General features: G+C 55.4%; 11 protein-coding genes. 5 read left to right on the top strand and 6 right to left on the bottom strand.

Features of this window, described 5'->3' with window-relative positions:
• The first annotated feature begins 31 nt into the window (after positions 1–31).
• Positions 32–3484: a pyruvate carboxylase gene (gene pyc / locus RA157_RS05830; RefSeq protein WP_350335528.1), complete on the top strand. Its 3453-nt coding sequence runs from the start codon at positions 32–34 to the stop codon at positions 3482–3484.
• Positions 3485–3541: 57 nt separating this feature from the next.
• Here pyc and RA157_RS05825 read toward each other — a convergent pair whose 3' ends face one another.
• From RA157_RS05825 to RA157_RS05810, 4 genes are all read right to left on the bottom strand, one after another.
• Positions 3542–4663 (bottom strand): cupin domain-containing protein, encoded by a 1122-nt coding sequence (locus RA157_RS05825; RefSeq protein ID WP_350335527.1) that lies wholly within the window; start codon positions 4661–4663, stop codon positions 3542–3544.
• 266 nt (positions 4664–4929) lie between these two features.
• On the bottom strand, positions 4930–7245 hold the full coding sequence (locus RA157_RS05820) for a methyl-accepting chemotaxis protein (protein ID WP_350335526.1): 2316 nt from the start codon (positions 7243–7245) through the stop codon (positions 4930–4932).
• A gap of 176 nt (positions 7246–7421) precedes the next feature.
• Positions 7422–8441, bottom strand: a complete 1020-nt coding sequence (locus RA157_RS05815) for a patatin-like phospholipase family protein (protein ID WP_350335525.1) — start codon at positions 8439–8441, stop codon at positions 7422–7424.
• The gene (locus tag RA157_RS05810) at positions 8441–9226 is read right to left on the bottom strand and encodes a 3-hydroxybutyrate dehydrogenase (RefSeq protein ID WP_350335524.1); all 786 of its coding nucleotides are present in this window, start codon (positions 9224–9226) and stop codon (positions 8441–8443) included. Before RA157_RS05810 ends, RA157_RS05815 begins: the two co-directional genes overlap by 1 nt.
• A gap of 178 nt (positions 9227–9404) precedes the next feature.
• Here RA157_RS05810 and ispG point away from each other — a divergent pair, with 178 nt between their 5' ends.
• Entirely contained in the window at positions 9405–10634 is a 1230-nt protein-coding gene (gene ispG / locus RA157_RS05805; RefSeq protein WP_350335523.1) for a flavodoxin-dependent (E)-4-hydroxy-3-methylbut-2-enyl-diphosphate synthase, read from the top strand.
• A gap of 19 nt (positions 10635–10653) precedes the next feature.
• Here the strand turns inward: ispG and RA157_RS05800 are convergent, their stop codons facing one another.
• On the bottom strand, positions 10654–11580 hold the full coding sequence (locus RA157_RS05800) for a polyprenyl synthetase family protein (RefSeq protein WP_350335522.1): 927 nt from the start codon (positions 11578–11580) through the stop codon (positions 10654–10656).
• 125 nt (positions 11581–11705) lie between these two features.
• On the bottom strand, positions 11706–12260 hold the full coding sequence (locus RA157_RS05795) for a peroxiredoxin (RefSeq protein ID WP_350335521.1): 555 nt from the start codon (positions 12258–12260) through the stop codon (positions 11706–11708).
• A gap of 150 nt (positions 12261–12410) precedes the next feature.
• On the opposite strand from RA157_RS05795, the gene RA157_RS05790 reads away from it, so the two are divergent.
• The 3 genes from RA157_RS05790 (at position 12411) to rpmF (ending at position 14342) form a co-directional block, all read left to right on the top strand.
• On the top strand, positions 12411–13316 hold the full coding sequence (locus tag RA157_RS05790; protein ID WP_350335520.1) for a hydrogen peroxide-inducible genes activator: 906 nt from the start codon (positions 12411–12413) through the stop codon (positions 13314–13316).
• Positions 13313–14011, top strand: a complete 699-nt coding sequence (mtgA, locus tag RA157_RS05785) for a monofunctional biosynthetic peptidoglycan transglycosylase (RefSeq protein WP_350335519.1) — start codon at positions 13313–13315, stop codon at positions 14009–14011. Before RA157_RS05790 ends, mtgA begins: the two co-directional genes overlap by 4 nt.
• A 148-nt stretch (positions 14012–14159) precedes the next feature.
• Entirely contained in the window at positions 14160–14342 is a 183-nt protein-coding gene (gene rpmF / locus RA157_RS05780; RefSeq protein WP_350335518.1) for a 50S ribosomal protein L32, read from the top strand.
• Positions 14343–14435: the final 93 nt, after the last annotated feature.

Here is a 14435-nt window from a genome sequence, read left to right as displayed (position 1 = left end):
CGGCCTTGCCGCATCTTATCGGGAGGTCGCCTTGCCTATCAGAAAGATCCTTGTCGCCAACCGCTCCGAAATCGCTATTCGCGTTTTCAGAGCAGCCAATGAGCTGGATATTGCAACTGTCGCCGTGTTTGCCGAGGAGGACAAGCTGGCGCTGCACCGGTTCAAAGCCGATGAGGCCTATCAGATTGGCAGGGGAATGGGGCCGATCGAGGCTTATCTTTCTATTCCTGAAATTATTCGGGTTGCCCGGGAGTCAGGTGCGGATGCTATCCATCCAGGATATGGTCTTCTGTCTGAAAGCCCGGAATTTGTTGATGCCTGTGCTGAAGCCGGTCTGGTCTTCATTGGTCCGTCAGGCGATACCATGCGGGCGCTGGGGAACAAGGTTTCAGCCCGCAATCTTGCTATCTCCGTTGGTGTGCCTGTGATGCCGGCGACCGATCCGCTGCCGGATGATATAGATGCGGTCAAGACCCTCGCGGCGGATATTGGCTATCCGGTTATGCTGAAAGCCTCATGGGGTGGCGGCGGTCGCGGAATGCGGGCCATCCATGATGAAGAAACCCTTTTGCGGGAAGTCACCGAGGCCAAGCGTGAAGCCAAGGCTGCCTTTGGCAAGGATGAGGTTTATCTGGAAAAACTGGTGGAACGAGCCCGCCATGTTGAAGCGCAGATTCTTGGTGATACTCACGGCAATATCGTCCACCTGTTCGAGCGTGATTGTTCCATTCAGCGCCGAAACCAGAAAGTGGTGGAACGTGCACCTGCGCCATATCTGGATGGTGCCCAGCGGTCCGAGCTTTGTGATTATGCCAAGAAGATTGCAGAAGCCGTTGACTATGTGGGAGCTGGTACCGTCGAGTTCCTGATGGACGCGGATACCGGCAAATTCTACTTCATTGAGGTGAACCCGCGTATCCAGGTGGAGCATACGGTCACCGAACAGGTGACCGGGATTGATATCGTCAAGGCCCAGATCCACATTCTGGATGGCGCTGCAATCGGGACTGCGGAATCAGGTGTTCCCGCACAGGATGACATCCGCCTCAATGGGCATGCTTTGCAGTGCCGGATCACAACAGAAGATCCGCAGCAGAACTTTATTCCCGACTATGGCCGCATCACGGCCTATCGCGGCGCCACCGGTTTCGGTATCCGCCTGGATGGAGGAACGGCCTATTCTGGAGCGGTCATCACCCGCTTCTATGATCCGCTGCTGGAAAAGGTGACAGCCTGGGCACCGACAGCAGAAGAAGCAGCCCACCGGATGGACCGTGCCTTGCGCGAGTTTCGGATCCGCGGCGTTGCGACCAACCTGACGTTTCTCGAGAACATTATTGATCACCCGAAGTTCCGGGACTGCAGCTATACAACGCGGTTTATCGATACCACGCCGGAGTTGTTTGAATCCGTCAAGCGTCAGGATCGTGCGACCAAGCTGCTGACCTATATTGCGGATGTTTCCGTCAACGGACATCCGGAGACGAAAAGCCGTCCGAAGCCGGACCCGCAGGCTGCCCTGCCTGTTGTGCCGGTTTTTGACGGAGAACCGAGAGCGGGGACCAAGCAACTTCTCGATGGCGATGGGCCGGATGCAGTTGCGCAGTGGATGCGCAAGGAAAAGCGGGCTCTGATCACCGATACGACCATGCGGGATGCGCACCAGTCCCTGCTGGCGACGCGCATGCGCAGTCATGACATCATCACTATCGCTGATGCCTATGCTCGCGGGTTGCCGGATCTGTTCTCACTGGAATGCTGGGGCGGTGCGACTTTCGACGTGGCTATGCGTTTCCTGACGGAAGACCCCTGGGAGCGGCTGGCGGAAGTGCGTGAGCGCGTTCCGAACATCCTGCTGCAGATGCTGTTGCGTGGTTCCAATGGCGTTGGCTACATCAACTATCCGGACAATGTGGTGAAGTATTTTGTCCGGCAGGCTGCGCGTAACGGTATGGATCTGTTCCGCGTGTTTGACTGCCTGAACTGGGTGGAAAACATGCGCATCTCCATTGATGCGATCTGTGAAGAGAACAAGCTCTGTGAAGGGGCGATCTGTTATACCGGCGATCTGCTTGATCCGAACCGGTCAAAATATGATCTGAAATATTATGTTGACCTGGCTCAGGAACTGGACCGGGCCGGAGCGCATATTATCGGCGTCAAGGATATGGCCGGTCTGATGAAACCGGGTGCTGCCCGTGTTCTGATGAAGGCTCTGAGAGAAGCAACGGACAAGCCGATCCACTTCCATACCCATGACACATCCGGCATTTCGGCTGCGACGGTTCTTGCTGCGATTGATGCAGGTGCAGATGCTGTGGACACGGCGATGGATTCCTTCTCCGGTCTTACCTCTCAGCCTTGTCTTGGTTCTATCGCGGAGGCTCTTCGCGGCGGGTCTCATGATACGGGGCTTGATTCCGGCACCATTCGCCAGATCTCGTTCTACTGGGAAGCGGTGCGTAATCAGTATCGGGCCTTTGAAAGCGATCTCCGTGCTGGCGCATCAGAAGTCTATCTGCATGAAATGCCGGGCGGTCAGTTCACCAATCTGAAAGAGCAGGCCCGGTCTCTCGGGCTGGAAAGCCGTTGGCACGAGGTGGCCCAGACCTATGCTGATGTGAACCAGATGTTCGGAGACATCGTCAAGGTGACGCCATCCTCAAAAGTGGTCGGCGACATGGCCCTGATGATGGTGTCGTCCGATCTGACGGTTGCTGATGTGGAAGACCCGAACAAGGATGTGGCTTTCCCTGAATCCGTGGTGACATTGTTCCGTGGTGATCTGGGACAGCCGCCGTCCGGATGGCCGAAAAAACTTCAGGCCAAGATCCTGAAGGGCGCTGAAGCACATACGGTGCGGCCTGGCTCTCTGCTGGATGAAGCCGATCTGGAAGCAGAGCGGGATGTGGCCAGAAATGCCATTGGCCGTGATGTTGATGACCGTCAGCTCGCGTCCTACCTGATGTATCCCAAGGTCTTCACCGAGTTTGCGAAAACCGAAAATACCTATGGCCCGACCTCCGTTCTGCCGACCCCGGTCTATTTCTATGGTCTGAAGGCCGGTGATGAGATTCTGGTGGATCTGGAGAAAGGCAAGACACTGGTAATCCGATGCCTTGGGCGCGGTGAACCGGATCATGAGGGGCAGGTCAAGGTCTTCTTCGAGCTGAATGGCCAGCCGCGTATCATCAAGGTGCCGGATCGGGCTCATGGTGCAAGCGATGCCCTTGTTCGGCGCAAGGCTGAGGACGGAAATGGAGACCATGTGGCGGCACCGATGCCTGGTGTCATCTCCACGCTGGCTGTTAAGTCCGGGCAGGAGATCGCTGCAGGTGACGTGCTTGTCTCGATTGAGGCGATGAAGATGGAAACCGCTATTCACGCTGAACGTGGCGGTGTGATCGCTGAGGTGCTGGTGAAGGCCGGTGATCAGATTGATGCCAAGGATCTGCTGGTGGTTTTTGAGCCAACAGAAGGCTGAGGTTGCAGAGACGCTTGAATGTGAGGCGCTCCCGAAATTTTTGGGGGCGCCTTACTTTTAGAGCTCCTGCTCCTCATAAAGGCTGGTCTCAAAATTGGCGGGAAGACTGGCTTCGAGAAACTGCAGATCATCTGAACAGGCGCAAAGTCGGGTTTTGGTGTCGGGTGGAATCACGAAAGCATCACCTGGCTCAAGGGTCTGAGGTGTCTGTCCTTCTCCTCTCAAGGTCATCTGACCTTCGAGTATGAAGGCAAACAGGATATCCGTGTTGTGGCTCGTGACCGGGCTTTCCGCAACACCAGCGCTGGGGCGGATGACCTGAACGGAGGCCGTGCCTCTGGTTGCCCGACCTATGCCTGTGTCCCGCGTTTCAAAGCCGGGTATCCGCCAGGGAGCCCATTCAGCAGTTTCAGCCTGATGTCGGCAGAAGATCTGGCCGCTGAAATCCTTCTCCGGATCAAGCCGTCCGGTGGGGAGCTCCATGTCATGATCAATCGTCGTGATGTGTTCCGCCGGGCAGCCAAGTTCGACAACCTGCAGCTCGTCAGAGGCTTCCAGCACTCGGTGACGGATTTCCGGTGGCTGCAGCACACAGTCTCCCGCCTTCAGAATGAAAGGCTCGCCCTGATCCTCATAGACCAGCCGGACCCATCCCCGATAGCAGTAGATCACCTGAAACCCGACGGTGTGATAATGCACCATGTCCGGTACAGGGCCGCCATCCGGAATGCGGATATGGGATGCAATCAGGCTTCCGCCCAGTCTGTCGGGCACCAGGTCGCGATAATGCATGCCAGCACGCCCGATGACCCAGGGCGCGCTGTCCTTGATATGTCGGACGTGAAATCCATGGCGGGTCTCGGGCATGATCAGGGGTGGGTTGGCGTCAACTAGCTCGATCCGCATGCCGTTGGGCGCATGAAGGACTGTCTGGCCTTCTGCAAAATTATCCGGATCGCTGACCAGAAGTCGCAGTGTTCCGGTGGGCCCTGTTCCGTCACGTTCCAGCCTCAGGCATGTTCCGTGGCCTGAAATGACCGCGATGCGAGGATCATCGGCCGGGAAAATCATATCCAGCCGGAACCCGAGCGTTTTGGTGAAAAATCCGAGTGTCTTGCCGAGATCGGAGCAAGGGACAACCAGCTCCGCTCCGACAATATCTGATGATCTGTTCGGCATTTAGAGTATATCCAGTCTTTGTTGGTTCACTTGAGCCGTTTTCTGCGTCTGCTGTCAAGGCGAGAAGTCTGCAATGATCTGGTTGATCATAAAGGACGCTCAACGCGGCTCGGTGGGCGTAGAAAAGGGGCCTTCGGTGGGACCTTGGAATCCATCAAGTGAGTCAACAAAGACTGGATAAACTCTAACCCCCGATGAGTAATACTCATCAGGGGCCATAAGAAGTCAGATGTGAAATCGAGCAGGATTTGTCCGCCTGGACAGGCCTATGCGGCTTCAGATTCAGGTGCCTGTTCCTGGCTCCTGGTAATCTGAGCCCCAGCCGCATCATCCTTTGCCCAGACAATCGTAACGTCATACAGCATGTTTTTAGTCTCAATGGAGACGGACTGCCCGGCCTTCAGGCTGGAAATGCCTGTGAGTTTCATGCCCGCTTCGCTGATATCACTCATATTGGCATCTGTACTGTGGCCATTGGCAATGACGCGCACAGGCTGGTGAGCGAATTCGCGGGTGTTTTCGCGACGGTCTTCCACGTCCCGGACAACTTCTTCAAGGAACTGATTGACTGATTCCGTGAAGCTTGATGTGACGGACATCAATTGGGTTGCCGCGTGCCCCACATTGGCGGACTGATCCCGTGTGCTGCCGATGGCGTTTGAGACAACACTGACATTCTGCGAGGCTTCTGTGCTGCCGTCTGCAGCACGTCCGATACTGGAGGAGATTTCAGCTGTTGTTGCCGATTGTTCCTCAACCGCGGCTGCGATGGCATTGGTAACTTCCGTCACATTGTCGATATGTTTTCCGATGTCCTGAATGGCGGCGACGGTTGACTGGGTGGAGGCCTGAATATCACCGATCTGATCGGCGATTTCATCGGTTGCCTTTGCCGTCTGGGTGGAGAGTTCCTTTACCTCTGCGGCGACAACAGCGAACCCCTTGCCAGCCTCACCAGCACGGGCGGCTTCGATTGTGGCATTCAGGGCCAGCAGATTGGTCTGCTCGGCAATCGCCCGGATCATTTCAACAACAGCACCAATCTTGTCTGCTGTCTCAGCCAGCTTCAGAACATCTTCATTCGTCTTGGCTGCTGTTGTCGTGGCGTCGTTGGTGATCTGTGTCGCCCGGGCCGACTGGTTGCTGATCTCGCGGATTGCTTCTGTCAGATCTGTGGCGGCTGTGGCAACAGTCTGGACATTCTCGGAGGCTTCGCCTGATGCGCCATAGGCTGTATCAGCTGCTGAAGAGGCTTCATCAGCCAGGCGAACCAGGCCTTCTGATGTTTCGGTCATCAGGCCGGTTTCAGCCTCCAGACTGTCCTGTATTGTTGAGACTTCCGAGCGGAAGTTAGCAATGAGACTGCTCATGCGTTTCTGACGCAGCTGGTCCAGATCCCGTTCGCGCTGCACGTTCTCTTCCAGGGACCGGCGGGCGATGGCATTGTCTCTGAAAATGAGGGCGGCTCTTGCAATAGCGCCGATATCATCTTTTCTCTCAGTGCCGTAGATTTCGATGTCGAGCTCACCCCGGGCAAGTTTTTCGATGCCATCCTTCTGGGTGCCAAGGGCTTTTGTGATCCAGCGCATCTGAACGAAAACGAAAATCCCTGAGCCAATCAGCGTCACAACAGCCAGAATGGTCAGCAGCTGAATTTCATTGCTCAGGCGAGCCGTGTCTGCATCTGCTGCTGCTTCGGCCCGATGAATCAGATCATCAGAGAATGCTTTCAGCAGGTTCAGGCGTTCTGTGGCCATTGCAAACCATTCCTGCCCGGTAAGAGAACCAATAGACTGATCCTTCGGCAGGTTGAGAAGCTTCTCGCGTGTTTCAATGGCACGTGTAAAGGCTGGTTCCTGCTTGACCTTTTTGTACATGTCTTTCTGTACCGGGGTCATAACGACCTGGAGCTCTTTCAGGAAGGCCAGTTCGCCGCCATAGAATGACATATAGTTCCGATAGATATCGAAATTGACCTGTCCGGTCAGAGCGTACTCATTCAGCAGAGCGGCACCATTGGCGCGTTCAAGCCCGCCGGACTCCATGGCTTCCACCACTGTGAGATATGGCAGAAGTTCGGACCCTATTGCGTGGGACGGGCTCTCCTCTGTGGTGATTGCGATGATGTGGATGAACTTCTCGATCGTGCCAGTATAGTTTTTCACCACATCCTTTACAGAGAAGCTTTTGCTGTCGACGGAACTTCTGTAGCCAGCAATATTGCTGAGGGATTTCAGGATGCTGTTGAGGTCAGCCATGATGACCTCATTGTCCAGAGACAGGGATGAGACATGCTCTCTGAAAATTGCGATCTCTTTGTCTGCGACTTTACGGTGGGCCTGTAGCTTCTGCAGAATACCGGCATCATAGCCAGATTTGATATAGCTGACGCTGAGGCCGCGTTCCTTTTGCATCACATGAACAGCATTGCCGGAATCCTCGGCAATCCGCGTCAGAGGGCGCATATGTTCATAGTGACCATACTCAACGACCTTCTCATAAACAGACAGGCCGGAGAAGAAGAGGACAGCAACCATCGGCAACAGTGCCAATGCGGTAATCTGTAGGCGAATATTCTGCATCCTGAAGCCTCGAACACTGATATCCAAGTATGAAGCTTCTATTTTGAAATGCGAATATTAACAAATACGCCTGATTTGGTTTTTTATTGAATGAGAAATTGCACAAAAAATAGGCAATACCTCAAAATGTGACGTTAATATTATAATTATTTCAGATAAAGTTGTATTTCTCAGTTTTATAAAAATTCTTCTTTCAACTTAAGCGTAGAGTTCTTGCCGATCTGATCGAAATTCAGTTCAAGCCAGTTTTGACCGGCTCTGTAACCAAGATCTCTGAGATGAGACAGGAAGGCCCATTCAGCATTCAACTTGCTGGACGCAGAAAGAGGTGTGATCTCATCGTTGGATTCAATGCGATGCAGATTCACACGCATGTAATCCGTGCTGTCCAGACGGCCTTCGTCGATCAGGCGGGTGACGAAATCGATAGCGCGCAGTTCCCGGGTGAGCGTTGCATTGAACGTGATCTCATTGACCCTGTTGAGGATATCCCGGGCGCTGCGCGGTGTTTCCTGCCGCTCGAGCGGATTGATCTGAACAATGATCGTATCCCGGGTTTCTGTCTTGTAGAACAGGGGGTAGAGGGGAGGGTTGCCCATATAGCCGCCATCCCAGTAGGCTTCGCCATCAATCTCGATGGCCTGAAAGATAAAGGGCAGGCAGGCAGATGCCATAATTGCTTTGGCAGTCAGTTCTTCCTGCTCAAAAATCCGGATTTTGCCCTTCTGCACATTGGTTGCTGCAATGAACAGCCGGATGGGGCTGTCTGCTCTCAGAGCCTTGAAATCCACCAGCTCGTCCAGCTGCTGGATCAGAGGATTGAGGTTGAGCGGATTGAGATCGTAAGGTGAGGCCAGCCGACTGACCAGGTCGAAGAACAGGTAGGATGGTGACTGGTCCAGGCTCCAGTTGCCGGACAGCACATCAAAGACAGTCCGTTGCATGGGACTGTAGCGGCTTGCATCTGAAATGCCCTTCCAGAAGGCTTCCAGATGGGCACATGCTCCATCGCGCCCGCCGAGGCGATAACCTTCTGCCAACACCACCGCGTTCATTGCGCCAGCGCTTGTGCCGGTAATACCGTCAATCTCCACTCGCCCGTCCTGTAGCAGCGCTTCGAGGGTGCCCCAGGTGAATGCTCCGTGAGCGCCGCCACCCTGAAGGGCCAGGTTGACGCGTTTTGTGCCAGCAGCCATCAGAGTGCCGTCCAACCACCATCAACCGAGATGGATGTACCGGTGATCTGGCTGGCCGCATCAGAACAGAGGAACGCTGTGGTTTGACCGACCTGCTCAATGGAGACGAAATCACGGGTCGGCTGCCGCTGCAGCATGACATTCCGCACCACATCATCCCGAGACATCTTATGGGCTGCCATCTGTTCGGGGATCTGCTTCTCAACAAGTGGCGTCAGCACATAACCCGGACAGACGGCGTTACAGGTTACGCCCTGCTCGGCCAGTTCCAGGGCCACGGTCTTGGTGAGGCCGAGAACCCCGTGTTTGGCTGTTACGTAAGCTGATTTGTAAGGAGAAGCCGTCAGGCCGTGAGCTGATGCGATGTTGACGATACGGCCCCACCCGGCAGCCTTCATGCCCGGGACTGCGGCACGAATGGTGTGAAAGTTCGAGGTCATGTTGATGGCGATGATCGCGTCCCATTTCTCAACGGGGAACTCATCCACCGGTGCGACAAACTGGATGCCCGCATTATTGACAAGAATATCAACGGCTCGATCAAACCGGTCTGCCGCTTTCTCAATCAGAGCCGCACAGGCCTCACCATCCGACATGTCGGCGGAAATATAGGCAGCCTGGATGCCATGATCAGACGCTATGCGTGCTGCAAGAGCATGGTCTGCATCCGTATCGGTAAAGGAGTTGAGGACGATGTTGCAGCCCTGCTTTGCAAGCTCTTCAGCGACACCGAGGCCAATGCCTGATGTGGAGCCTGTAATAACTGCGGTTTTACCGTTCAGCATATGTCTCACCTCTGATGGGATGTGTCTGTCATGGCAGAAAGTCGGACTGACTATGCCACAATCATGCTGCAATGCACAATATTTCCCTTTGGCGGAGTTTCTTGTCCCTGATTGCTTGCGCCGGACGACGAAACGCGCCATCTAGGGGCAAAGTTTACTGCTCAGCACTGGTTGTTCCATGATGTATCAAAGCGAGCCATTTCCCCGTCGGGTTTCGGTTGCTGTCAAGGTTGGCGATGTTGTCGTTGGTAGCGGTCATCCCATCGTCGTGCAATCGATGACGAACACGGATACCGCTGATGTGGATTCGACCGTGGCTCAGGTTGCGGCCTTGCACAAGGCGGGTTCCGAACTGGTCCGGATTACGGTTGACCGGGATGAATCGGCGGCTGCCGTGCCAAAAATCAAGGATCGCCTCGACCGGCTTGGCGTTCATGTGCCGCTGGTGGGTGATTTCCACTATATCGGCCACAAGCTTCTGGCGGATCATCCGGCTTGTGCTGAAGCTCTGGCCAAATATCGGATCAATCCGGGCAATGTGGGTTTTGGCAAGAAGAAGGACGTGCAGTTCTCATCCATTATCGAAATGGCCATGCGCTATGACAAACCGGTTCGCATCGGAGTGAACTGGGGGTCTCTCGATCAGGCTCTGCTCACAAAGCTGATGGATGAGAATGCCGAGGCTGCCAGTCCGAAGCCTGCCGAAAAGGTGATGCATGAAGCCATTATCCAGTCGGCGCTTTTGTCAGCGGATCACGCAGAAGCCATGGGCCTGGGGCGTGACAAGATCATCCTGTCTGCCAAGGTCAGTCAGGTTCAGGATCTGATTGCGGTTTATGCAGAGCTGGCAACCCGATCGGATCACGCCTTGCATCTGGGGTTGACGGAAGCGGGTATGGGCACCAAGGGTATTGTTGCGTCCTCTGCGGCCATGGGCATTCTGCTGCAGCAGGGCATTGGCGATACAATCCGGATTTCCCTGACGCCGGAGCCGGGTGGTGACAGAACCCGTGAAGTCCAGGTTTCTCAGGAATTGCTGCAGACCATGGGGTTCCGGACTTTTATTCCCATTGTGGCGGCCTGCCCGGGATGTGGCCGGACCACGTCCACTGTCTTTCAGGAACTGGCGCAGAACATCCAGGCTGACATTCGCAAGAATATGCCTGTCTGGCGGGAGAAATATCCCGGTGTCGAGAGCCTCAATGTGGCTGTGATGGGCTGCGTGGTGAATGGCCCGGGTGAATCAAAGCACGCGGATATTGGCATTTCCCTGCCGGGAACCGGCGAGACCCCGGCCGCGCCTGTTTTCATTGACGGCAAGAAGGCGACCACGCTCCGAGGCGATGCCATCGCAGAAGAGTTTCAGGCTATGGTGCAGGACTATATCGAGCGCCGCTTTGGCCAGTAAGGCTCAATAAGTTTCTGTCTCAGTGCGTTCGGGCGGCGATGAAACGTGCCGCCTCCAGAAGGCATTGTCCCTTGTCACCGAACGGGGTGAGCAGGTCACGGGCTTCTTCCACCAGCTTCTGGAGCCGCGTCTTTGTGCCGTCAATACCATAGAGGGTGACGAACGTGGCCTTGCCTGCGGCCCGGTCTTTCCCTGTGGCTTTTCCTACGGTTGCCTCTGTCGCGGTTTCATCCAGAAGATCATCAGCGAGCTGGAAGGCAAGGCCGACGATATCGCCGAACCGTGTCATCTGCGCAATGTGTGCGGATGAAGCCTGCCCGATGCGTGCTCCGGCCTCACAGGCGAAACGCAGCAGCGCGCCTGTCTTCATTGCCTGAAGCTGGCGGATATCCGGCTCGGTCAGCTGTGGGACAGGGGTCTTTTCGAACCGCCCTTCTGCAGCCAGATCTTTCATCTGGCCGCCGATCATCCCGCCTATACCGGCTGCCTGGGCCAGCAATCGGACCAGGGTGATCCGGAGCTGCGGGTCTGTCAGCTGCTCGTCAGATGCCATGATCTCGAATGCCAGTGTCAGCAGACTGTCACCTGCAAGTATCGCCGTGGCTTCATCAAAGGCGCGATGAACGGTCGGCTTGCCGCGCCGCAGGCCATCATTGTCCATGGAAGGCAGGTCATCATGGATCAGGCTGTAGCAATGGATGCATTCAAGAGCGCAGGCTGTATTGAGGCTTTGCGTGTCTTCCGCACCAAACAGGTGGGCCGTCTCCATCAGCAGGAAAGGCCTGACACGCTTGCCGCCATCAAGAGCGCCATGCCGAAGCGCTGCCATCAGCCGTTCGGGCCGAGCCATTTCACCGCTACGAACGCTATCCGACAGCAGATCCTGTAACCGGTGCTCGACATTGTCTGCGATCTCGATCAAACGTGCTTCGAATGTTTTCGACATCTGTTTCCGACCCTGAATACAAAACGCGGTCCGGGTCTCCCCGAACCGCGCCCGACTTCAGACAGTCGGTAATCGTTTAGGCACTATCAGGTCAAGCGGAATCACCCGCATCCTGACAATGGTCTTTATGCAACCTGCAGAACGTCGCCGCCAACTTCACGGCTGCACGGGCAGAGTTCTTCGGTCTGCAGAGCGTCAAGGACACGCAGGGTGTCTTTCGGGGAACGACCGACATTCAGGTTGTTGGCGTAGACGTGCTGAATCACATTCTGCGGATCAACAATGAAGGTATAGCGATATGCGACACCGTCCGGAGAACGAACGCCCAGACCGTCAATGAGAGAGCCGTTGGTATCGGCAAACTGCCAGATCGGCAGACGGTCAAGGTCGGCATGATCACGACGCCAGGCCAGCTTGACGAATTCATTGTCGGTGGAACCGCCGAGAACAACCGCATTGCGTTCTTCAAACTCGCCGCTGAGGCGCGCAAATTCTGCAATCTCGGTCGGGCAGACAAAGGTGAAGTCTTTCGGGTAGAAGAAGATGACCTTCCACTGGCCTTCAAAGCTCTGCTCTGTCAGTGTTTCGAAAGCGGATTCGCCGTTTTCGTTGATGTTGTTGAAGCCCGGCTTGACGCCGACAACTTCGAATTCCGGAAGGGTTTCACCGATACCGAGCATGGTGTGTCTCCTGACTCTCGCTAATGTCTCATATCCATCTGGATGAATATGAAGAACCATATTGAGTTTCAGTGGTCCAACCGATAATTTCGAACGACTCTATCGATTTTATCTCTATCCGGTAAGCTACGTAGGTTCTGCGGTATTCTGATGGTTGTTCTCCCGAGTTTGCGGCAATTGCAGTATTTCTCCGTGTTGTCGGAGACCCGTTCATTCAGTGTTGCGGCGGAAAAATGCGGTGTGACCCAATCGACACTCAGCGCAGGAATCCGCCAGTTGGAACAGGTTCTGGGTGGTTCGGTCGTTGACCGCTCCCATCGTGACCTGCCCCTGACCCGCCTTGGAGAGGCGGCACTTGGTCGCATCCGGTCTATTCTTGTGGATGCAGAAGCCCTGACCCGCCTGACAATGCTGAATGAGGGGCCCTTAACGGGGCCGCTCAAGCTCGGGGTGATTCCATCCATTGCGCCCTTTCTTCTGCCGCGGGCCCTACCCGCGCTTAGAGCCAGATATCCCAGGCTTCAGCTGGTGTTGCAGGAGGATCTGACCCGAAACCTGCTCCGGGATCTGCGTGGAGGGCAGCTTGATGCGGCTTTGCTTGCATTTCCCCACTCGATTGACGGGCTGGATGACTACCAGGTTTTGCGGGACCGGTTTTATTTTGCCGCACCATCAGGCCACCGGCTTCTGACCAATGGATCAGTCTCCCCACGGGATCTGGCAGATGAACCTCTTCTGCTGCTTGAGGACGGGCATTGCCTCAGAGACCATGTTCTGGATGCTGTAGGGCGGGATCACGCCAATGTCTTGTCTGATATCCGGGCTTCCAGTCTCCTGATGGTCGTTCAGATGGTGGATGGCGGGCTTGGGACCACTGTTCTGCCGCAGATTGCTGTGGATAGCGGTGTGCTCAAAGGGACGGGGCTGGATGTGACACCTGTTGACGGCCCGGCTGCATTTCGTGATATCAGGCTTGTATGGCGCAAGCGATCACATCGATCGGAGGACTACAAACTGCTGGCTGAAGGTTTGACAGAGTGGCAGATTCGCACATGACCGATGAGAGGCCGATGTATCGACGCCTGTTCTGGCGCTGTGTCCGCCTGGGTTTGGTGGCCGTTCTGCTGATTGCACTCCTGCCGTTTGGCCTGACGGTTCTTTACCGGTATGTCGACCCGCCCGGTTCAACTCTGATGATGGCGCGGGTTCTAACCGGCGAGCCCGTTACGCATGACTGGGTGCCTCTCGAGCAGATGTCGCCAAGGTTGATCGCATCGGTGATCGTCTCAGAAGATTCGCGTTACTGCAGCCATGGCGGAATTGACTGGCAGGCCATTGAGCTGGTGCTTGAACAGGCTGAGGAAGGAAAACCTCTGCGGGGTGCCAGTACGATCACGATGCAGACGGTGAAGAACCTCTTTCTCTGGCATGGCCGAAGCTATCTGCGAAAGGCGCTTGAAGTCCCATTGGCGCTCTGGGCCAATCAGGTCCTGTCAAAACGGCGGTTGCTGGAGATCTATCTGAACATTGCGGAATGGGGGCCAGGTATTTTTGGCGCAGAAGCTGCCGCGCGGTATCGTTTTAAGCGCTCCGCTGCAAAGCTCGGACGTGAGCAGAGTGCTTTGCTGGCGACCAGTCTGCCGAACCCTGCCTTGCGAAACCCCGCCCGACCCGGTAGAAAACACAAGAGGTTGGGCCGTATTATTCAGAAACGTGCGGCGCAATCCGGCGGGTTGCTGGACTGTCTTTGACAGGCCGTTTGGCTTGAATGCAAAAAAGTTGCGATTGCCGCTGGTCAAACCCGGTTTGTGCCTGTATAAGACCCGCCATTATGAGAGTTTCGAGCCCGCGACGGTGGATTTGTCCGGAGGCGCGGGTTTTGATCGTGGAGTGATCACTATGGCTGTACCTAAGCGTAAAGTTTCGCGGATGAAGCGCGGTTTCCGTCGTTCCGCTGACGCCCTGAAGCAGCCGGCTTATGTCGAAGACAAGGATTCCGGCGAACTGCGTCGCCCGCATCACATCGACCTGAAGACCGGCATGTATCGTGGTCGTCAGATCCTGGAGCCGAAAGAAAACTAAGGTTTCCAAAAGCGTTTATGTAAAAAGGCCGGTCATTGACCGGCCTTTTTCATGGTCTATACACTCCGGAGGCGCGGGTTTTGACCCTAGGAG

Origin of the sequence: Coralliovum pocilloporae, from assembly GCF_030845175.1 — a bacterium.
Lineage (GTDB): Bacteria > Pseudomonadota > Alphaproteobacteria > Rhizobiales > Cohaesibacteraceae > Coralliovum > Coralliovum pocilloporae.
Note: the sequence above shows the minus strand (reverse complement) of the source record. Positions and strands in the feature narration are given on the sequence as shown.